This window comes from Burkholderia sp. BE12 (assembly GCF_002959955.1).
Lineage (GTDB): Bacteria > Pseudomonadota > Gammaproteobacteria > Burkholderiales > Burkholderiaceae > Burkholderia.
The window spans coordinates 64,884-85,080 of sequence record NZ_PREY01000032.1 but is presented as its reverse complement, the minus strand read 5'-3'; the positions used below and the strand labels follow the sequence as shown (position 1 = coordinate 85,080).

17 protein-coding genes are annotated in these 20,197 nt (G+C 66.7%); 10 read left to right on the top strand and 7 right to left on the bottom strand.

Annotation, left to right across the window (positions count from 1 at the left end; all coding sequences use genetic code 11):
* Both C4B30_RS28385 and C4B30_RS28380 read left to right on the top strand, forming a co-directional pair.
* Nucleotides 1-1,297 (top strand): efflux RND transporter periplasmic adaptor subunit (locus C4B30_RS28385; RefSeq protein ID WP_105133251.1); only part of this gene is annotated, 1,297 nt, incomplete at its 5' end.
* 28 nt (nt 1,298-1,325) lie between these two features.
* On the top strand, nt 1,326-2,852 hold the full coding sequence (locus C4B30_RS28380) for an efflux transporter outer membrane subunit (protein WP_027786144.1): 1,527 nt from the start codon (nt 1,326-1,328) through the stop codon (nt 2,850-2,852).
* On the opposite strand, the gene C4B30_RS28375 is transcribed toward C4B30_RS28380, so the two are convergent.
* Nucleotides 2,830-4,290, bottom strand: coding sequence for a heavy metal sensor histidine kinase (locus C4B30_RS28375; protein WP_027786145.1), 1,461 nt, complete (start codon nt 4,288-4,290; stop codon nt 2,830-2,832). The genes C4B30_RS28380 and C4B30_RS28375 overlap by 23 nt on opposite strands.
* Nucleotides 4,287-4,964, bottom strand: coding sequence for a heavy metal response regulator transcription factor (locus C4B30_RS28370; RefSeq protein WP_027786146.1), 678 nt, complete (start codon nt 4,962-4,964; stop codon nt 4,287-4,289). Before C4B30_RS28370 ends, C4B30_RS28375 begins: the two co-directional genes overlap by 4 nt.
* An 86-nt stretch (nt 4,965-5,050) precedes the next feature.
* On the opposite strand from C4B30_RS28370, the gene C4B30_RS28365 reads away from it, so the two are divergent.
* Entirely contained in the window at nt 5,051-5,203 is a 153-nt protein-coding gene (locus C4B30_RS28365) for a hypothetical protein (RefSeq protein WP_155257381.1), read from the top strand.
* Here the strand turns inward: C4B30_RS28365 and C4B30_RS28360 are convergent.
* Genes C4B30_RS28360 through C4B30_RS28345 form a run of 4 tightly spaced genes read right to left on the bottom strand, consistent with a single transcriptional unit; the run spans nt 5,200 to nt 10,794 of the window.
* A complete protein-coding gene (locus C4B30_RS28360) occupies nt 5,200-6,315 on the bottom strand; it encodes a Rieske 2Fe-2S domain-containing protein (RefSeq protein ID WP_027786148.1) in 1,116 nt (371 codons plus the stop codon). The two genes, C4B30_RS28365 and C4B30_RS28360, sit on opposite strands and share 4 nt — an antisense overlap.
* Nucleotides 6,316-6,340: 25 nt before the next feature.
* Nucleotides 6,341-8,041, bottom strand: a complete 1,701-nt coding sequence (locus C4B30_RS28355) for an NAD(P)/FAD-dependent oxidoreductase (protein ID WP_027786149.1) — start codon at nt 8,039-8,041, stop codon at nt 6,341-6,343.
* 51 nt (nt 8,042-8,092) lie between these two features.
* Nucleotides 8,093-9,178, bottom strand: coding sequence for a monodechloroaminopyrrolnitrin synthase PrnB family protein (locus C4B30_RS28350; RefSeq protein ID WP_034185509.1), 1,086 nt, complete (start codon nt 9,176-9,178; stop codon nt 8,093-8,095).
* Nucleotides 9,178-10,794, bottom strand: coding sequence for a tryptophan halogenase family protein (locus C4B30_RS28345; protein ID WP_027786151.1), 1,617 nt, complete (start codon nt 10,792-10,794; stop codon nt 9,178-9,180). Before C4B30_RS28345 ends, C4B30_RS28350 begins: the two co-directional genes overlap by 1 nt.
* Before the next feature lie 931 nt (nt 10,795-11,725).
* On the opposite strand from C4B30_RS28345, the gene C4B30_RS28340 reads away from it, so the two are divergent.
* The 4 genes from C4B30_RS28340 to C4B30_RS28325 all read left to right on the top strand — a co-directional run bounded on the left by C4B30_RS28340 (nt 11,726) and on the right by C4B30_RS28325 (nt 16,116).
* On the top strand, nt 11,726-12,328 hold the full coding sequence (locus tag C4B30_RS28340) for a LysE family translocator (RefSeq protein WP_027786152.1): 603 nt from the start codon (nt 11,726-11,728) through the stop codon (nt 12,326-12,328).
* A gap of 392 nt (nt 12,329-12,720) precedes the next feature.
* Nucleotides 12,721-13,647 (top strand): ribokinase, encoded by a 927-nt coding sequence (gene rbsK / locus C4B30_RS28335; RefSeq protein WP_027786153.1) that lies wholly within the window; start codon nt 12,721-12,723, stop codon nt 13,645-13,647.
* A gap of 40 nt (nt 13,648-13,687) precedes the next feature.
* Nucleotides 13,688-15,061 (top strand): L-fucose:H+ symporter permease, encoded by a 1,374-nt coding sequence (gene fucP / locus C4B30_RS28330; protein WP_027786154.1) that lies wholly within the window; start codon nt 13,688-13,690, stop codon nt 15,059-15,061.
* 2 nt (nt 15,062-15,063) lie between these two features.
* Entirely contained in the window at nt 15,064-16,116 is a 1,053-nt protein-coding gene (locus C4B30_RS28325) for an aldose 1-epimerase family protein (protein WP_027786155.1), read from the top strand.
* 58 nt (nt 16,117-16,174) lie between these two features.
* Here C4B30_RS28325 and deoR read toward each other — a convergent pair whose 3' ends face one another.
* The gene (gene deoR / locus C4B30_RS28320) at nt 16,175-16,945 is read right to left on the bottom strand and encodes a DNA-binding transcriptional repressor DeoR (protein ID WP_027786156.1); all 771 of its coding nucleotides are present in this window, start codon (nt 16,943-16,945) and stop codon (nt 16,175-16,177) included.
* A 146-nt stretch (nt 16,946-17,091) separates the two neighbouring features.
* Here deoR and deoC point away from each other — a divergent pair, with 146 nt between their 5' ends.
* The 3 genes from deoC to C4B30_RS28300 all read left to right on the top strand — a co-directional run bounded on the left by deoC (nt 17,092) and on the right by C4B30_RS28300 (nt 20,052).
* Entirely contained in the window at nt 17,092-17,772 is a 681-nt protein-coding gene (deoC, locus tag C4B30_RS28315; protein WP_027786157.1) for a deoxyribose-phosphate aldolase, read from the top strand.
* Nucleotides 17,773-18,011: 239 nt separating this feature from the next.
* Nucleotides 18,012-18,923: a phytanoyl-CoA dioxygenase family protein gene (locus tag C4B30_RS28305; RefSeq protein ID WP_027786158.1), complete on the top strand. Its 912-nt coding sequence runs from the start codon at nt 18,012-18,014 to the stop codon at nt 18,921-18,923.
* 265 nt (nt 18,924-19,188) lie between these two features.
* Nucleotides 19,189-20,052 carry a DUF2071 domain-containing protein gene (locus C4B30_RS28300; protein ID WP_027786159.1) on the top strand — a complete coding sequence of 288 codons (864 nt, stop codon included), beginning with the start codon at nt 19,189-19,191 and terminating at the stop codon, nt 20,050-20,052.
* Nucleotides 20,053-20,197 lie beyond the last annotated feature (145 nt).

Genomic DNA, 20,197 nt, shown 5'->3' with positions numbered 1-20,197 from the left:
CACCCCGCCGGCCCGCCGCGGCCGCAAGCTGGCCGTGCCGCTCGCGGCCGTCGCATTCGCCGCCGCGCTGCTCGCGCTCGGCATCGTGCCGCGTATCGATGCACGCGCCGCTCAGCGTGCACAGGTAGCCGCGCAACAGGCGCTGCCGGTGTCGGTCGTCGTGCCCGGCGCGGCGCCGGCCGACCAGACGCTGACGTTGCCCGGCTCCGTGGCGCCCTATGCGGACGCGTCGATCTATGCGCGCACGAGCGGCTACGTCGCGCACTGGAGCGCCGATCTCGGCACGCACGTGAAGGCCGGCCAGACGCTCGCGCGGATTTCGGCGCCCGATCTCGATGCGCAATTGCGCCAGGCGCGCGCCGACGAAGCGAGCGCGCAGGCGAACTACGACTACGCGAAATCGACCGCGCAGCGCTGGCAGGACATGCTGAAAACGCAATCGGTGTCGCAGCAGGACACCGACACGAAGGTCGCGGACATGAACGCGAAGCGCGCGATGCTCGCGTCCGCGCAGGCGAACGTCGCGCATCTTGCCGAACTCGTGTCGTACGAATCCGTCACCGCGCCGTTCGACGGCGTGATCACCGCACGCAACGTCGACGTCGGCACGCTGGTCACCGCAGGCGGCACGCCGGGCAGCCCGGGCCTGTCCGGCGAACTGTTCCATCTCGAACAGACGGACACGCTGCGCGTGTTCGTCGACGTGCCGCAGGACAGTGCGACCGGCGTATCGACCGGCACGCCGGTCTACCTGACGACGCCGCAGTATCCGGGGCGGCGGCTTGCCGCGCGGGTGGCGCGCAGCGCGGGCGCGATCGACCCCGTCACGCGCACGCTGCGCGTCGAGATCGACGTCGACAATCACGACGGCACGCTGATGCCCGGCGCGTATGCGCAGGCGCATCTCGCCGTGCCGAGCGCGGCGCCGGCGCTCGCTCTGCCTGTCAGTGCGCTGCTGTTCCGCCCGAACGGCGTGACGGTCGCCACCGTCGGCGCGAACGGCCGAACCGCGCTGAAGACCGTGCAGATCGGGCGCGATTTCGGCACGCGCGTCGAGATCGTCGCGGGGCTCGCGGCAGCCGATCGCGTGATCGACAACCCGGGCGATGCGATCACGGCGGGCGAAGCCGTGAAGATCGTGTCGACCGCGCACGATGCGGCGCCTGTTGGCGCTTCTGCCACTCGACCCGCGCAACCCGCCACCGCCACGCGCGTCGCGCCGCCGATGCACGCCGCCAGCGCTGACGGTGCCGCGACGGCCGCGTCGACGCCGGTTTCGGCGCCCGCGCGCGGCTGAACCATCGACGACTCAAGAGATATCCGCCATGCGCTGCCTTCATCCGCTCCCGTTCGCTCGCCGTGTCGCCGCACTCGGCGCCGCCGCTGCACTGACCGCCTGCTCGACGCTGCCGCCCTATTCGCCGCCCGCCGTCGCGGTGCCCGCGCACTACGCGGGCGCACCGGCCGCGCAGGCCGGCTGGCGCGCCGCGACGCCGGCCGACGCCGCCGCGCGCGGCGCCTGGTGGACCGTCTTCGACGACGCCGGCCTGAACGCGCTCGAAGCGCGCGTCGACGTGTCGAACCAGACGGTGAAGAAAGCCGTCGCCGCGTTGCGGCAGGCACGCGCGACGGTCGACTATCAACACGCCGGGCTCCTGCCGACGCTCACCGCGGGTGCCGCGCAAAGCCGTGCTCGCGTATCGCAAAACCGGCTCGGCTCGTCGCTCGCCGGCAAGACGACGCCCGACTATCAGGCGGGCGTGGCCGCGAGTTGGGAACCCGACGTGTTCGGCCGTGTACGCGACGCGGTGACGGGCGCGCAAGCGAACGCCGCCGCGAGCGCGGCCGATCTGCAGGCCGTAAAGCTCTCGGTCACGGCCGAACTCGCGACCGACTATTTCGCGCTGCGCTCGCTCGACACGCAGAAGCAACTGCTCGACGACACGGTGCGCGCGTACGCGCGCGCACTGACGCTGCTCGAGCAGCAGCTCGCGGCCGGTGCGATCGATGCGTCGGCGGTCGCACAAGCCGAGGCCCAGCTCGAATCGACGCGCACGCAGGACACCGACATCGACGCGTCGCGTGCGCAGTTGCAACATGCGATCGCGACGCTCGTCGGCGAGAGCGCGTCGACGTTTACGCTGCCGCCGCACGTGCAGCCGTTCCAAGTACCGGCCGTGCCGGCTGGCGTGCCGTCGCAACTGCTGGAGCGGCGGCCCGACATCGCGGCGGCCGAGCGCCGAGTCGCGGCCGCGAACGCGCGGATCGGCGAGGCGCGCGCCGCGTTCTTCCCGGATCTCGTGCTGTCGGCGAGCGCAGGCCTCGAGAGTTCGTTCTTCGCGCCGTGGCTCGCCGCGCCGAGCCTGTTCTGGTCGCTCGGCCCGCAGCTCGCCGGCACGCTGTTCGACGGCGGGCGCCGCAGCGCGTCGCTGCGCGGCGCGCATGCGCAATACGACAGTGCGGTCGCCGACTACCGGCAAACCGTGCTCGTCGCGTTCCAGCAGGTCGAGGATCAGTTATCGGCGCTCGATGCACTCGCGTCCGAAGCCGGCAGCCAGCAGCGCGCGACCGACGCGGCCGACCTGTCGCTGCGGCTGACGACGAATCGCTTCAACGCGGGCGCCGTCAGCTATCTGGACGTGGTGACCGCGCAGACGATCGCGCTGACGAACCGGCGCACGGCCGATCAGATCGACGCGCGCCGGATCGAGGCCGAAGTCGGGTTGCTGAAGGCGTTGGGCGGCGGCTGGCAGGCGAGCGCAGGCACGGACGCGGAATCGAAAATCGGCGCGAAGGAACATGCGGCGGCCGCACGGTCCGGACCCGCCGTCACGCTGCCGGCGGCCGGTTGAACGTGAGCACGAAACGTGTGCCGAACGCGTCGCTTTCGACCTGCGCGGTGCCGCCGTGGAGTTCCATCACCGAGCGCACGATCGCGAGGCCGAGCCCGGCGGTGCCGCCCGGCGCACCGCCGCTACGCGCGGGGTCGCCGCGCACGAACCGGTCAAAGATCCGCGGCAGCAGCGCGGGATCGATCGGCTCGCCCGGATTCGCGACGACGACGCGCACCGCATCGGCGGTTTCATCGACACTCAGTGTGATGACGCCCTCGGCGGGCGTGTAACGCAGCGCGTTCGCGAGCAGGTTGCCGACGGCGCGCCGGAACAGCTCGACATCGGCGGTCAGTTGCCCCTGCCCTTCGACGCGCAACGCCGAGCCCGCTTCGTCGGCGAGCCCCTCGAAATACTCCGCGATGCGCTCGAGTTCGTCGCGCACGTCGAACGCGCGCTGCCGGGTGACGAAGCTCGGATGCTCGGCGCGGGCGAGAAACAGCACGTTCTCGATCATCCGCGCGAGACGATCGTATTCCTCGAGATTCGATTCGAGCAACGCCTGGTACTCGTCGGTCGAACGCGGCCGCGCGAGCGTGACTTCGGTGGCGCCGCGCATGTTGTTCAGCGGCGTGCGCAGGTCGTGCGCGAGATCGGCGCTGAATTGCGACAGATGCGCGAACGCCTGCTGCAAGCGGCCGAGCATCGCATTCTGCGCATCGACGAGCGCGCGCAATTCCGGAGGGGCGCGCGACGCATCGAGCCGCGTATCGAGCTTGTCGACCGTGATCCGGCCGGTGTTGTCGACGATCTCGCGCAGCGGCGCGAGCGCCGTGCGGATCAGCCAGTACCCGAGCAGTAGCGCGAACAACGCGCCCACGCCGCCGGCAAGCTTGAGCCGATCACGGTAGCCGTCGAGCAGATCGGCCCGGTCGCGCATGTTGCGGGCGATCGCGATGCGGATCGGCGTGCGATCGCCGAGCGCCGCCTCGATCACGACGCCGCGCATCGGCGTGCCGCCGGCGGCAGTCCACGTGACGAGCCGATCGGCCGTGATCCGGTCGCTCGCGGGAATCGGCACCGCGTGCGGCGCGAACAACTGCGCGTCGGCAAGTGGAACCGATGCGGCCGCGGGCGCATCGTCGAGCGCGGCGAGCCGGACGTTGTGGCGCACGAGCACGTCGCCCCGCGCATCGACGGCGGCCATCGACATCGCCTCGTTGCCCAGCACCTGGCTCGTCAGCCGCTCCGTGTGCGCGCGCACCGCATCGAGCGACTCGAGCTCGCCCGCGAGCCGGCGCGTGTGGCGCGCGGCCAGCACGATGTCGAGATCGTCCTGCGTGTTCACCTGCCGCTCGAGGCCCGCATACACATACGCGCCGACGAGCGCGAACGCGGCGAGCGTGGTCGCGGCGAAGGCGAGCGCGAGCGTCGCGGCCAGCGAACGCGGGCGCGTCATGCGTCGTCCTTCGGTTCGAGCACGTAGCCGACGCCCCGCACCGTATGGATCAGCTTGACCGGAAACGCGTCGTCGATCTTCGCGCGCAGGCGCCGGATCGCGACCTCGACGACGTTGGTGTCGCTGTCGAAATTCATGTCCCACACGTACGATGCGATCTGCGTCCGGCTCAGTACCTCGCCCTGCCGGCGCGCGAGCAGTTGCAGCAGCGAGAATTCGCGCGGCGTGAGGTCGATCCGCGTGGCGCCGCGCTTCACGCGGCGGCGCACCACGTCGATTTCCAGATCGCCGACCGCCAGGTGTTCGGTCTCGCGCGGCGGCCCGCGACGCGCGAGCGTGCGGATGCGGGCGAGCAGTTCGACGAACGCGAACGGCTTCACGAGGTAGTCGTCGGCGCCGAGTTCGAGGCCGTGCACGCGGTCCTGCACGTCGTCGCGCGCGGTCAGGAACAGCACCGGCGTCGTATGCGTGTCGCGCAGCCGCTTGAGCACGCCCCAGCCGTCGAGCACGGGCAGCATCACGTCGAGCACGATCACGTCGTAACGCTCTTCCTGCGCGAGCGTCAGCCCTTCGCCGCCGTCCTTCGCGAGATCGACGCTGAAACCCGATTCCTCGAGCCCCTTCTTCAGGTACGCGCCCGTCTTCGGTTCGTCTTCGACTATCAGGATGCGCATGGCCGGCTCCGTCGCTTTCGTGGGAACATCCGGCGATGTTACCCGGAAACGGCGACACGGCCGCGCTCCGTGCGGGCGCGAACGGCGTGGATGACAAAACGGTAATCGGCCTGTCATCCTGGCGTGCGGTCGCGACGCCGGGCGGCGGGTTGGAGCTGTCCGCGTTCCGTTCGCTCGCGTTCACCACCTCGATCGACGCGATGCCGAGCGGCGGCCGGCCGGCCGCCGATTCCGGCTAGGGCTGTCGACTCATGCCTTGCCGCTCGCTCGCGCCGACGCGGTCGACCCAGCCGCGATAGAACGCGCGGTACTTGAGCACGAGCTTGTCGTACTTGCTGTACGCGCCGCCGCCGTCCGGCTTCATCCCGTTCCAGATCTTGACGTCGTACCCCGCGGCCTGCCTGGTCTGGAGTCCGAACAGCACGTAGTCGGTCGCGCGGCGCAGGACGCCGCCCACCTTCCTGATCGAGATGAGCATGTGCATGACGTTCTTGCCGTCGCTCACCGGCGTCACACACTGGAGCAGCTTGTATTTGACGTCTCCGTCCAGGGCGACGGTCATCACACACCCGCCGGGGTAGCCGTCGAAATGCAGGTTCATCTGCGACATGTTCAGGCCCAGCGCGCGCGACAGCATGCCGAGCGGCCCGAAGTACCGGTTCACGGTGAAGTCGATCCCGGCGCCGAACCACGCGCCCGCCCGCGCCAGCGACTCGACCTCCGGCCATTCGCGCCAATCGTCGAAGAGCTTGAGCTCGAAGGCCGATATCGGGAGCGCATGGACGGGGGTCGCGTGCTGCGCGTCGTAGAAGTTCTCGACGATCCGCAAGACCGCCGTCGTCGTCTCGAACGCGAAATGCAGGTGCATGAAGTCGCCGTTGTCGACGTCGGCCGCGGCGATTTCGGGCAGCGGATGCAGCGGCTGTGGGGAGCCGTACCAGACCCACACATAGCCGTACCGCTCGACGGTAACCAACGTCGGCTGCCGCGCCCCGCGCGGGACGGGCTCCAGCCGGCACACCGCCGCGCTGTGGCCGGGGATATGCACGCACTGGCCGTGCTCGTCGTACCGCCAGTGGTGAAACGGGCACCGGATGCACCCGTCCTCGACCTGCCCGTCGGCCAGGTTCGCGCCAAGGTGCGCGCAGTGGCGATCCATCACCACGGCCCGGCCCGTCGCACCGCGCCACGCGACGCACGGCCGGCCGAAGAGCGTCAGCGCCGCCGGCTTGTCCTTGAGGTCGCTCGAGCGCATCGCGACGTACCAGCTCGCGGCCACGCGCGTGGTCGCATCGTACGCCCCCGCGGGATGCTCCCGGGCACCCACCTGATTCAATTGAACGTCGTCTATCATTTTCATTCCGGAGGTCGACCGACTACTTCAGCGCCAGGCCGATGCGGGTCGTGACGTACGCCCTGAGCAGCGCGAACATCGGGTTGTAGTCGAAGTACCTTTTCACCTCCGCCGGCGCGCTGGTCTGCGTCCAGTGCAGCAGCTTCATCGCCGGCAGCAGGCTGTACTTCGAGTTGTTGAGCTGCGGTTTGGCGCCGGTGATGCAGTACCCGAAGCCGAACATCGGCTTCGCGAATTCCCGTTCGTTGATGAGGGCGTGAATCCGCGCCGCGGCCTCCTCCGCCGACTTGTGCCCGGCGCTCACGGCCTCGACCTCGGCTTTGGCGTCGTTGAACAACTGGTAGTACCCCTCCATGTCCGCGCACAGGAACCCGAGGTACGGGGCCTCGTCGTCGAGGCGATCGAGGTCGCGCTCGTCGCGAGACGCGCGGAACCTCGCATGTGCCTGCACGAGCCGGAACTGCCCGAGGATCGTGCCGACCGCCCACAGCCGGTGGAACGCATCCCACAGCCGGAAGTCCGAGAACGCCGTGTAGCAGCAGCTGACGAAGTCGTCGTTGTGGTCCAGCAGCTTCTGCTGCAGGCGCTCGATGTACTCGAAGCGCTCGGGGGAAAAGTCGTCGTCGCGCAGCGCCTTGATGAGGCGCGCCGCGAGCGCATGGATGGTCACCGCGGTGTTCTCGAGCCCGCGGGAGAAAAGCGGATCGATGAACCCGTTCGCGTGCAGCATCAGGCAGTAGCGGTCGCCGATGCACGCGCTCGACGAGAACTGCAGGCGGTCGGTCCTGACCCAGTCGCGCACCGGCACGGCGTCCCGAAACTGCGCCGCGATGCTCGGGAACCGCGCGAGGAATTCGTCGAATTCCTGCTGCGCGGAGATGTCCGTTTTCGGGTGGATACGCGGGTCGAGCTGCAGGCCGACGCTCACCAGATTGTTGGTCGAACGCGCGTGGTTGTTGAACGGAATCACCCAGAGCCAGCCGCCCTCGAACATGTGGTGCAGGGTTCCCTCATGCCAACGCCAGCGCTGCCCCTTGACCTTGAAGATGTCGTCGAACGGCTTGACCCCGAGCATGTGCGTGTAGAGGCTGCGCGAATGCGTTTTGAAACGACACGGCTCTTCGCGAAGATTGAACTTGGTCGCGAGCGGCGCGCGGGGCCCGCCGCAGTCGATCATGTACCGGCCGGTGAACCGGTCGCCCTGCGCGGTGGCCACCGCGACGCCGTCCTTGTCGGCGTGGTATTCGGTCACGGTCGTCTTCTGGCGAACCGTGCAGCCGTATTTGATGGCGGCCTGCAACAGGTAGGCGTCGACGTCCTGCCGGTAATAATGGCTCTCCGGCCCCCACGGCAACTCGGGAATGACGCACTGCGTGAACTCCTTCGGGTCGTGCTCCTCGCCGGGCTTGTGGAACACGAAGCCGAAGTTGCGCTTGATGCCCGTGCTCGACGCGACGTAACGCTGCGTCGCATAGAACGACGTGATGTGATCGAGCTCCGGAATGCCGTAGCGATCGGCGATGATGCGGTTCATCAGCGACGTCTCGGGGATCGACGATTCGCCGATCGTGAACCGCGGGTGCGACGACTCCTCGATGATCAGCACGCGAAACCGTTGTTTGGCCAGGATGGCTCCCATCTGGGTGCCCGACATGCCAGAGCCGAGGATGATCACATCGAAGTGGTTGCTGTCGCGCCCGTTTGCGGGGCTCTGCTGAGTCATGGGGGCTAACTCTCCTGGTGAGATGGAACACATGGCCGCGCGCGTCGGGCGTCAGGGCCCGTCGAGCGCGGCGCGAACGCGCGACCGTGCCGCACGCGTGAGCGTGAGCAAATCGCCGAGCATGCTGGGCGCGTAGCCGCCGCTGCCGATCGTGGGGCCGCTTCGCCCGACTTCGTACGCCCGCTCCGCCAATTTGACGTGCGGCGCCCGGAAGCGCAGCAGAACCTCGAACACCCGGTCGAGGGCCGCCAACCCTGCCCCGACGGGCTCGCCCCGCGCACGGTCCGCTTGCGCGTCGCCGAGCACGCGGTCGACGAGCGACGGCCCATCGGCGAAGCGCGCGTAGATCGTCCTGAACGCGGGAAGCACGTAGGGCAGGTACGTCTCCTTGAATTCCCGATAAGGCTGATGGTCCGATTGCGCGCCCCACAGCACGTGCTCCAGCACGAAGAGGGGCATCTCGACGGCACCGGGGCCGAGGTAGCTCCGGCCGCCGACTCGAATCGGTTCGTAGAACGGGCGGAGTTCGTCGTAGAAGACCTGCACCGAGATGAAGCGGTACGCGTAAACGATCGAGTCGACCATTTTCTGCAGGTAGGCCGTCAGCTCGTCGCACCCTTGCGCGAACGCGGGCGACCGCAGCGGCACGTCGGACAGCTCGACGGTCAATGCGATGGCCGCCTCGAGGGCCGCCATCGAGATGCGCACGCTCTCGAGCAGGTGCGCTTCGTCGCCTAGCCCGGTGTAGCTGCGCTGCGTGTCGGCCGCCGCGGGATTCCAGACCGTCACGTGCAGGAGCGTCTCGCGCGGCGGCAGGTCGGTCGCGCGCGCCAGGTCGAGCAGCACCGGCTCGAGGCCGGGCACCACGTCCACGGGCTCGTGGCCGTGCCGCTTGAGCGACCCGAGGAAGAACCCGATGTCCCGCATCGCGGCGGCGGCTTCGACGAAGCCCCAGCCCGAGGGCACGCCGTGCGCCGGGAGGAACTCGCGCAACACGCCGACGATGCCGGGTACATCCTGCTTGCGGTTCAGGGCCGGCAGTTGCAGAACGAGCGAGCGCGCCCGCAGCGGATCGCAGGCCGCCACCGCGGCGTGCGTGGCCGCGATGGCGCCTACCCGGTCCAGCGCGCGCTCCACTACAGGATCTCCGGCGTCGCGAGCGTCGGCCCGGGCTCGCTGCGAGACAGCCCCGCGTCGCGCTCACGCAGCGAGCGCAGGTAATCGTGGTTCGTCGGCAGGCTCGTCCGCAGACGCTCGGCCTCGCGCTGGATCCGCGCAAACATCGCCTCGGCCTTGTCGATCGACTCCGGCCGGTGCTGCAAGAGCGGCAGCGACCGGTCGGGCAGCAGCCCCAGGCCGGCAAAAATGCAGTAGTAGTTTCCGTTCAACCAGAAGTTCTTGAACTCGTAGTCGAAGGTTTCGTAGTACGTGGAATCGTCGAACGACGTGGTGGTCAGCGGCAGCCCCGCCTTGTAACGTTCGACCTTCTCCTTGATGGCGTCCGACAGCCGCAGGTCGTTCCGGTTCGCGCGCCAGAACGGTGTGTCGTCGCGCGACGCGGTGAAATAGTGCGCCTGCACGAAATCCCGGCAGTCGTCGAACATGTGGACGATTTCGGCGTTGAACGCGTCGGTCAACCGCGGGTCGAACGACGTATCGGGGAAGTGCTTCACGAGCTGGTAAAGCGCCGCGTAGATGAAGTAGATACCGGTCGATTCCAGCGGCTCCAGAAAGCACGACGACAGCCCGATCGCGACGCAGTTGTTGACCCACGCCCGCCTGTTGCGCCCGACCCGGAACTTGATCTGGTTCAGAGGCTGCGCGTCCGAGAGGCCCCAGAGGCGAAGAAAGTCGGCGGTGGCCTGATCGCGCGATGTGAACTTGCTCGAGAACACATAGCCGCTGCCGAACCGGCCCAGCATCGGAATCTTCCAGGTCCATCCCGAGTTCATGGCGATCGCCGACGTGTACGGCTCGATCCCCACGCGGGCGTCGTCGGCAGGCACGGAGCTGGCGACCGCGCTGTCGCACAGCAGGTAGTCCGACATGTCGATGAAGGGTTCCTTCAAGGCCTGGTTGATCAAGAGCCCCCGCATGCCGGAGCAATCGATGAACAGGTCCGCTTCCAGCGTGCGCCCCTCCTTGGTGGACAGGCTGGAGATGTAGCCGCGCTCGTTCAGATGAACCTGCTCGACCTCGTCCACCACGCGGGTCACGCCGCGTTCGGTGGCCCAGCGCTTCAAGAAGTCGGCCACCAGGTGTGCGTCGAAGTGCCACGCGTGGGACATCTGGCGGGTGCCGTCGGCCAGGCACGGTGCCAGCTTGCCGTCGAGCGCCTCGGTCTGCGGGTAGCACGCGTACTCCATCGGCTGCTGGAAGCCCTGTTCGCGCTTGCGCAGCCAGTAGTGGGTCAGCGGCACGCCGTCGCAGTTCGGCACGTTGCCGAACAAATGGTAGAAGTGATCGTCGCGCGAGCGGTCGGGAGACTTCCTCCAGTTCACGAACCTGATGGCGGACTTGAACGCGCCGTTTACCTGGGGCATCCACTCCCGCTCCGGTATCCCGAGGAAGTCGAAGAACACCTTCTGCAAACTCGGGATGGTCGCCTCGCCCACGCCGATCCGCGGGATCGCCGCGGATTCGACGAGTGTGATGTTCGCCTGCTGCTGGAGCGCCCGCACGAGGTACGACGCGCTCATCCAGCCCGCCGTGCCGCCGCCCACGATGACGATATTCTTGATCGGATTAGTCATTACACGCTTCCCATAGGATTTAAAACCTGAATGGATAGTGCCGCCTCGTCGAGTTGAACCGGAAATGCGTCCGATAACGCGTCATGACGCACCTGTCCCATCACGACAAATGGCACCGAAAAGGCGTAGCGAATCTCAGCGCGGTTAAGCAAAAAATGCGAATCCCCCATCGTACGCGGCGGCACACCGCGTAATGGATTACGCCTCGACAAATCGACTTGGCGATGCAGCGATCGCCATCAGCTCATTGATATTTTCGGTTTTATCAATTGTTGCCAGGATTGTCACACCATGCACTTGACCGCTCCGACACACCATAGCAGCGTTCACGACGGCATATCTCGAAAAATTTCATATCGATCCCAGGCGATTCAGAGAAATTCTAAATCCCGGAAAATATCGGTGAAATTTCGCGAATCAAATGATTTAATTTTTTCGAAACAACAAAATTCATTTTTTCATTTTAATCATGCGCACCCGATATCATGCGGTCAAAAAAATGGTAAATGGCATACTGAATTCACAGGAAAGAAATAACGAATTCACTGTTTTCAGAACAAAGATGGCGACCTTTTCGAATTTCGACGATATTGATCTCGACCCAAAAATAATCCGACTCGTCAGTAGAGAAATTCGTCATGATGTGTCTCACGCGAATACGAAAGCCGTGCGATGAAGACGGGCGTGTTCATGCAAGCGCAGATCGCATTTGCACTGAAACGAACCGGGCCGGGTGCCGCCACGAAGCGTGCAACGTGGCCTGCATCGCGCCGCGCAACGAAACAGGAGAGCGAGCCGCCCGGGACGTCATCGGACAGCCGGTGCCGAGCGAGCCGATCGAACCGCAGCGCGTAAAGAGCAATCGCTATTTCGACGGTGCGCCAGCCTTGGCCGCACGCGAACCGCGACACTGACGAATGGAGGAGGCCGCGTGCCTATTCAGGAAGCCTTGCTGAAGATGTCGATGTACGTATCGCTGGTGCTGATCGTGCCGGGGCCGACCAATACGTTGCTGTTGTCGTCGGGGTTGAAGGTAGGCCTGCGTGGCACCTGGCCGCTGGTGGTCGCCGAGGCGCTCGGCTACGCGATCGCGATTTCCGTATGGGGATTCTTCCTGTCGGCGTTCGCTGCTGGCCGCCCCTGGCTTTATGACGTGGTCAAGCTCGCGAGTTCGGTCTACATCTTTTTCCTCGCGCTGAAGCTGTGGACGCATAGCCGCGTGCTGCAGGACGTATCGATCGCACCGGTGCGCTTTCGCGACGTGTTCGTCGCGACGATGATGAATCCGAAAGCGCTGCTGTTCTCGAGCACGCTGTTTCCGTTGGACGCGTTCAGGTCGGCGCACTATTTTGCATGGGCGCTCCTCGTATTTCTGGTCGTGCTCACGCCGATCGGTGTAGGCTGGTCGTCCCTCGGCGGGATCCTCACTTCGCAACGCGCGTGGGCCGCCCGCACGTCGACACTGCTGCGCGGCGCGTCGCTCGTGCTGTTGATGTTCTCCGGCACGCTCGTGTATTCGATCGTGAACCGCTGAGCGAGGGCATCGTCGCGACGCGCGAGCAAGCATCCGGCGTGGCGCGGCGGCGCCCGCCCCGAGTGCCGTTTGCGTAGAGCCGGCGGCGATTCCCGTTTGGATCATCGCGGCGCGGCGCTGTACGGATCGCTCCCGCGTACGCGGCGCTTCCCGGTGAGTTCGTCTTCTCTGTCGACATCGTTCGCGTGACGACTGCCCCATTCCCCGATGAATCCGAAACCTCTCTGACGCGGAGGCAGGAGATTTCGTCCGCCCGCCTGCCACCCGCCACAAAGTGACCCTCCTAACACCATAGGATTGCATTTTCACATCCAATGTGATTTTATTATCACCTGTCGCGAGCCGCCGCCGACCCCACACGCGCGGCCGCCCATACCAAGGAAGAGACGCAGATGGAGACAATCGCCGTCATCGGCAGCAACATGGTCGACCTCGTGACCTACGTCACGCGCATGCCCGCCCGGGGCGAAACGCTCGAGGCGCCGAACTTCGAGCTCGGCTGCGGCGGCAAGGGCGCGAACCAGGCCGTCGCGGCCGCGCGCCTCGGCGCGCGCGTCGTGATGGTCACGAAGGTCGGCGACGACGTGTTCGCCGACGCCACGATCCGCAACTTCGAGCGCGAAGGCATCGACACCACGCACGTGCGCAAGGTCGCCGGCGTGCCGAGCGGCGTCGCGCCGATCTTCGTCGAGCCCGATTCGAGCAACAGCATCCTGATCGTCAAGGGCGCGAATCGCCATTTGCAACCGGCCGACATCGATGCGGCCGCGCCGATGCTCGCCGACTGCGCGCTGATCGTGCTGCAGCTCGAAATCGAGCTCGACACCGTCTATCACGCGATCGAATTCGGCGCGCGGCACGGCATTCCCGTGTTGCTGAACCCGGCCCCCGCCGTAGCCGACCTCGATTTCGAGCGCATCCGTTCCGTCGAATTCTTCGTGCCGAACGAAACCGAGCTCGCGATCGTGTCGGGCATGCCGGTCGATTCGCGCGAGAGCGCGACCCGTGCCGCCGAAGCGCTGGTCGCGCGCGGCCTCAAGCACGTGCTCGTCACGCTCGGCAGCAACGGTTCGCTGCTGGTGTCGCGCGACGGCGCGCGTCACGTGCCGGGCGTGCCGGTCGACGCGCGCGATACGACGGGCGCCGGCGATGCATATATCGGCTGCTTCGCGCACTGCTATGCCGCGTCGCGCGACGCCGTCGACGCGATGCGTTACGCGTCCGCCTACGCCGCGCATTCGGTCACGGGCCTCGGCACGCAGAAGTCGTACGCCGACGCCGCGACGTTCGAACGCTTCCTCCGCGACGCCGGCTTCTGACCGGCGCCTTCATCGACGAGACATTGGGAAGGAGACACCCATGAGCCGAACCCGGATCGAACACACCCCCGACGGCTATTACCTGAATCGCACGCCGCTCTTCGCGTTCACGTTGCTGTGCTGCCTGTTCGCGCTGTGGGGCACCGCCGCGAACCTGAACGACGTGCTGATCGCGCAGTTCAAGAAATCGTTCTTCCTGTCCGATTTCGAATCGGCGTTCGTGCAGTCCGCGTTCTATCTCGGCTACTTCTTTCTCGCGATTCCGGCCGCGACCGTCGTGAAGAAGTTCAGCTACAAGACGACGATCCTCGTCGGCCTGCTGCTCTACACGACCGGCTGCCTGCTGTTCTTCCCGGCCGCGTCGATGGCAAAGTACGGGATGTTCCTCGTCGCGCTGTTCGTGATCGCCGCGGGCCTGTCGTTCCTCGAAACGGCGTCGAACTCGTATTCGACGCTGATGGGCCCGCGCGACACCAGCACGCGGCGACTGAACATCTCGCAGACGTTCTATCCGTTCGGCGCGATGGCCGGCGTCTACATGGGCAGCTTCCTGATCTTCAAGGAAGGCGACGCGTCGCATGCGCAGCTCGCGGCGATGTCGGCCGCCGACGCCCACACGCACCAGCTCGCGATGATCCAGGCCACGCTCGAACCGTACAAGTGGCTGATCGTCGTGCTCGTCGCCGTGTTCATCGTGTTCGCGCTCACGCCGTACCCGGCGTGCAAGGGCAACGGTGCGGGCACGGTCACGCACCGGATCGACGCACGCGGCACGCTCGCGCGCCTGTTCGGCAACCGGCGCTTCGTCGCGGGCGTGGTCGCGCAATTCCTGTACGTCGGCGCGCAGGTCGGCGTGTGGAGCTTCACGATCCGGCTCGCGATGCAGATCGGCGGCCTCACTGAGCGCGGTGCGTCGCGCTACCTGCTCGCGACCTTCTTCGCGTTCTTCGTCGGCAAGCTGGTCGCGACGCTCGTGATGAAACGCGTCGGACCGGCCAAGGTGCTGATCGTCTACGGCATCCTGTGCATCGCGCTGCTCGCGTACACGATCAGCGTGCACAACATCACGGCTGTTTATGCGGCCGTGTGCGTGAGCATCTTCCTCGGCCCGTGCTGGCCGACGATCTACGGGCTGACGATCGACGGCCTCGGCAAGGACACCGAATACGGCGGCTCGATCCTCGTGATGAGCATCGTCGGCGGCGCGGTCGTGCCGCTGATCCAGGGGCTGATCTCCGATCACACGGGCGGCAACATGCAGCTCGCATTCGTCGTGCCGCTCGCGTGCTTCGTCGTGATCGTCTACTACGGCTTCTACTGCCTGCGTCACCTGCCGGCGGCAACGCCCGACGCGGCGGCCGACGGCCATGCGTCCACGCGCTACGCCGCGACGCGCAACACGTCGGGAGCCTGACCATGCGCGGCGAGATCGAACTGCGGCGCGACGACTTCCGCGAGGCACCGCGCACGCTGTACCGCACCGACGGCATCACCGTCACCGCGTTCGCGTATCCGTCCGGCGTCGAGGCACTGAAGCTCGAGAACCGTCGCGGTCATCTCGTCGTGCTGCCGTATCTCGGCCAGATGATCTGGGCCGCCGAATTCGACGGCCGCGACCTGACGATGAAGCACATGTTCCGGCAGCCGAGGCGCGCGACGTCGATCATCGATACCTATGGCTGCTTCATGTTCCACAGCGGGTTGCTGCGCAACGGCTGCCCGGGGCCGGACGACACGCATGCGCTGCACGGCGAGATGCCGTGCGCGCCGATGGATCGCGCGAGCCTGGTCGTCGGCACGGATGCGCGCGGCGCAACGGTCGAAGTGACCGGGGAATACGAGTACGTGCAGGGCTTCGGCAGCCACTACGTCGCGCGTCCGTCGGTGCGGCTGACGGAGCATGATGCCCGGATGACGATCGCGATGGACGTGACGAATCTCGGCGGCGCACCGATGGACCTGATGTACATGGCCCACCTGAACTACGCGTACGTGCCGGGCGGCCGCTTCGTGCAATCGCTCCCGCGTGGCGGCGTGCGGCTGCGCGACAGCGTGCCCGCGCACGTGAAGCCGACCGCCGCGTGGCGCGACTACACGGCCACGCTCGCGCGCGAGCCGGCGTGGCTCGCGACGCTCGATGCACCCGCGCTGTACGACCCGGAGATCGTGTTCTTCATGAACGACGTGGAAACGGATGCCGACGGCGTCGCGCATTTCCGGCTCGCGCATCCGGACGGCGGCGCGTTCCATACCGCTTACCGCCCCGCGCAATTCCCGCATGCGACGCGCTGGATCCTGCACAACGCGGACCAGCAGGTCGCCGCGTTCGCGCTGCCGTCGACCTGCGAGCCGGAGGGTTACGAAGCCGAACGCCGCAAGGGCCACGTCGCGGCGCTGGCGCCGGGCGCGTTTCGCCGCTTCGAGGTGGTCACCGGCTACCTCAGCGCGGCTGAAGCACGCGATGCGTGATGCGATGCAAAGCGTGACGGAAAGCGCAATGCAATGCGCGCCGCAAGCCCGCGCCGCATCAGGTCACGAGTGCGATCCCGTGCTCGCGGATCGCCGTTTCGTAGCGGCGGCTCAGTTGCCCGTCGGAGATCACGTAATTGAAATCGGTCAGTTCGGCGAAATAGGCCGCCCGCACTTCGTCGAACTTCGTGTGGTCGACCAGCAGGAAGCGGTTCTGCGCGCGGGCCATCACCTTCTTCTTCGCATCGACTTCGTGGAAGTTGAAGCACGTGACGCCGCAGCGGTCGCTCACGCCGGCCGCCGAGATGAATGCCTTCGACACGCGCACCGAATCGAGGATGCCCGTTTCGGCGACCGATTCGAACACCATGTTCTGGCGGTGATACGCGCCGCCGCACAGGATCACGTTGCAATGCGGCTTTTGCTGCAGCTTCGCGAACACGTTCAACGAATTGCAGACCGCCGTGAATTCGAGGTCGTCCGGAATGAAATCGACGATGAACGGCGTGGTCGACCCGCAGTCGACGAAGATCGTGTCGCCGGTCGTCACGAACTGCGCGGCCAGCTTGCCGATGCGGCGCTTTTCCTCGGTCTGCCGGTTGTTCTCGGCGCTGATCAGGTATTCGCCGATGTCGCTGCGCTGCGCGGCGAAATGGCGCGTCACGTAGCCGCCGATCAGGCTGAGGCCGTGCGGATTGTCCGCGAGATCGCGGCGGATCGTCATTTCGGACACGCCGAACAGCTCGGCGACTTCCCTCAGATGAATCGCGTTCTGCCCTTGCAGCACGTTCATCAATGTCTTGATCCGTTCGCCCTTCTTTGTTTCCATGCCTGTATCCTGCGTGCCCGTCGCGTGAGTCGCTCGTCGTGCCGGGCGCGCAGGCCCGGCCGGAATGTCGTATTTGTAACAAACCGATGTGAAAACATCAACTTTCCGTGTGCCCTTTCCGCACACGATCCGTGGAGTCCTGACACATGCCGCTTTCCAACGCCCAACTCGCCCAAGCCATCGATCACACGCTGCTCGCGCCCGACGCGAGCGACGCGCAGATCCGCGAACTCTGCCGCCAGGCGGCCGAGCATCGCTTTTACTCGGTCTGCGTGAATTCGGCGAACGTGCCGCTCGCCGCGAGCGAGCTGGCCGATACCGGCGTGCTCGTCTGTGCCGTGGTCGGCTTTCCGCTCGGCGCCGGGCTGTCCGCCGCGAAGGCATTCGAGGCGACCGCCGCGATCGCGGCAGGCGCCGGCGAGATCGACATGGTGATCAACATCGGCGCGCTGAAAAGCGGCCGCGCCGACGACGTGAAGGCCGACATCGCAGCCGTGCATCGCGCCTGCGGCACGGTGCCGCTCAAGGTGATCCTCGAAACGGGGTTGTTGACCGACGACGAGAAGGTGCGTGTGTGCGAGATGTGCCGCGATCTCGGCGTCGCGTTCGTGAAGACGTCGACCGGGTTCGGCCACGGCGGCGCGACGCTTGCGGACGTTACGCTGATGCGCCGCACGGTCGGGCCGACGCTCGGCGTGAAGGCGTCGGGCGGCGTGCGCGACCGCGCGGCCGCGCTCGCGATGCTCGAAGCCGGCGCGACGCGGCTCGGCACGAGTTCGGGGGTGGCGATCGTCACCGATCAGGGCGGCGGCGGAACGGGGTACTGACGCACGAACGGCCGGCCACTGCGCTCGCCCGGCACGCGGCGGCATCGCGACGTCGTGCGCGTTGCCGTCCGCACCATCCACGACCCGATAACCGTTGTCGTACAACTCGTCGGGCTGCTCCGCCGTCGGCCGCCAACGTAAGGTATCGAACAGAAGCGTCCTGCGCGGAAATACGAAAATCGAAAACCAGAGGCCGTCTGCATCGCTTCGCGATCCGTGAACTCATCGTCAAGGCTCCAATGCAAGCCAATCTTCGGTCCCAGTTCCATCACGACGGCTTTGCGATCATCAACGGGCTGATCGACACCTCGGAGATCGAAGACTTGCGCGAAATCGGCCATCGTCTGCTCGGCAGCCGCACGGGCTACGCCGAGGGCCTGATGTTTGATTTCTATCCCGAGTCGAACGGATGCGATTCCGAGCATCAACTTCTCCAGCTCCACTGGGCCTCCTATTTCGAGCGTCGGCTATCGAAACTCCGCATCCGCCGCGCCGCGCTCGATATCGCCAAGGCGCTGCTCGGCTCGAATGTTCGTTTTGCCGGTGACAGCTTTTTCCTGAAGCAGTCGCATACGGACACCGTGACGCCATGGCATCAGGACGACGCGTTTACCGACGCGCGCATCGACCACCGCGAAGTCAACTTCTGGATTCCGTTACAAGCCGTCTCGGTCGACAACGGGTGCATGCAGTTCATCCCCGGGTCTCATCTGTACGACGTGCTTCCGCATGTACCGCTCGGGGGCGACGTGACCGCCCATGGACTCGAGTGTGTCGGCGGATTCGATCCGGCGCGCGCCGTGGCGTGTCCGTTGATGCCGGGAGACTGCACCGTGCATGCGGGGCGTACGCTGCATGCCGCGGGGGCAAACTTCTCGGACCAGCCGCGGTACGCGTATGCGCTCAATTTCCGGTTACCGCGACGGCGCTCGAGTATGGCGACCAACTTTCCGTGGCACAACACGTGGCGGCCCTCGCGCATCGAACGCTCCCGGGCGTCCCGGAGTCTACGCGGGTGCTGTTCGTACCTTCGACGCGAGCTGTACACGTTCGATTTCCGCAATCCGTTCGAGTGGCAACTCGCGGGCGGCAGGATCGCGCGTTGGCTGAACGTGTCGCGGCAACGGATGCACGAACCCGAGCCGGAATGAATCGTGGCGGAAGCGCTGGAGCGCTGCCACCTCTCCTGTACGCGCGGGTCGACGGAAATTGTTCCATCGATTCCGGCGCGCTGACATCCGCATTCGATCCGCAAGGTCGGTGGCGATCGATTATCCGCACGCGTGCGGCACGCGTGAAGACCGGCCGGCGGGATCCATCGCACGAGCGGCACCATGCGGCGGCGCCCGGCAAATTCGCCCGGTTGGGCCAAAGACACCACCCCGCCTCTTCCGCGCACGCGACAAGCCCGGCACAATGCCGCCCATGCGCTACGACAACGCCTTCGTTTACCCGTCCCCCGGCCTCGCCGGCCGGATCGCCAACCGGATCGTCGCGAGCCGCCCGCTGCTGCGCGCACGCCGCGCGCTGCTGTCGCGGCTGCCGTTCCTGCAGCTCGCGAGCGACGTCGAGAACGTCGTGTATTGCACCTGGGTCGTCGATGTCGCGGCCGTCGCGCACCTGGTGCCGCGCGGCGTCACGCTCGCGAGCCGCGACGGCCGCACGCTGTTCACGACGCTCACCTACGCGCACCGGCACTTCGGCCCGCGTCTTGCCGGCCCGCTGCGGCGCCTGTTTCCGTCGCCGCTGCAGAGCAACTGGCGGCTCTACGTCGATGGGCTGCCGGACGGAATGCCGGCCGAGCGCACGGTGCTGTTCGTGAAGAACGTGTTCGACCACCCGCTCTATGCGCTCGGCAGCCGGCTCTTCAGCGACGCGCTGCCGTCGCATCTTGCGCGGCGGTTCACGCATGCGGTGCGTGACGGACAGTACGACACGCTGCTGGCCGGCGGCGGCGGTAGTGCCCCCGACTTCCGCTGCACGGCCGAAGCGTCGCACGACCGGACGCTGCCCGATGCATTCGCGCCATTCTTCGACGACTGGCGCGCGGCCGTCGCCGCCCTGTCGCTGCAGCACGCGGCCATCGCTCATGTCGAAGACTGCGATCGCCTCGCGTATGCGTCGATCGATTTGCCGATCGACGTCGACGCGGTCCGGCCGCTGAAGACGGTCGGGCCCGCAGGCGGCGACTTCCTCGCTCGCATCGGCGCGACCGGCGAACCGCTGTGCTTCGTCGTGCCCGACGTCGCATTCCGCGTACTGTCCGAACGGCTGCTGTAGCGCGCTGCTCAGGCGGGCCGGCGCACGGACGCGCGACCGGCGTACGATCGCCGAGTGGGCCGACCGGCCCGGTCTGTCGGTCCGCGCGCGCCGCACAATGCACACGGCCGCCCGAAGGCGGCCGCGCGAAGTGGCACCGATGCGC

What these genes read in the sequence shown, in the direction of transcription:
- C4B30_RS28300 (WP_027786159.1), top strand. Translation starts at nt 19,189, where the DNA reads ATGCCGCCCATGCGCTACGACAACGCCTTCGTTTACCCGTCCCCCGGC.
- fucP (WP_027786154.1), top strand. Translation starts at nt 13,688, where the DNA reads ATGAGCCGAACCCGGATCGAACACACCCCCGACGGCTATTACCTGAAT.
- C4B30_RS28370 (WP_027786146.1), bottom strand. Translation starts at nt 4,964, where the DNA reads ATGCGCATCCTGATAGTCGAAGACGAACCGAAGACGGGCGCGTACCTG.
- deoR (WP_027786156.1), bottom strand. Translation starts at nt 16,945, where the DNA reads ATGGAAACAAAGAAGGGCGAACGGATCAAGACATTGATGAACGTGCTG.
- C4B30_RS28380 (WP_027786144.1), top strand. Translation starts at nt 1,326, where the DNA reads ATGCGCTGCCTTCATCCGCTCCCGTTCGCTCGCCGTGTCGCCGCACTC.
- C4B30_RS28345 (WP_027786151.1), bottom strand. Translation starts at nt 10,794, where the DNA reads ATGACTAATCCGATCAAGAATATCGTCATCGTGGGCGGCGGCACGGCG.
- rbsK (WP_027786153.1), top strand. Translation starts at nt 12,721, where the DNA reads ATGGAGACAATCGCCGTCATCGGCAGCAACATGGTCGACCTCGTGACC.
- C4B30_RS28375 (WP_027786145.1), bottom strand. Translation starts at nt 4,290, where the DNA reads ATGACGCGCCCGCGTTCGCTGGCCGCGACGCTCGCGCTCGCCTTCGCC.
- C4B30_RS28355 (WP_027786149.1), bottom strand. Translation starts at nt 8,041, where the DNA reads ATGACTCAGCAGAGCCCCGCAAACGGGCGCGACAGCAACCACTTCGAT.
- deoC (WP_027786157.1), top strand. Translation starts at nt 17,092, where the DNA reads ATGCCGCTTTCCAACGCCCAACTCGCCCAAGCCATCGATCACACGCTG.
- C4B30_RS28305 (WP_027786158.1), top strand. Translation starts at nt 18,012, where the DNA reads ATGCAAGCCAATCTTCGGTCCCAGTTCCATCACGACGGCTTTGCGATC.
- C4B30_RS28325 (WP_027786155.1), top strand. Translation starts at nt 15,064, where the DNA reads ATGCGCGGCGAGATCGAACTGCGGCGCGACGACTTCCGCGAGGCACCG.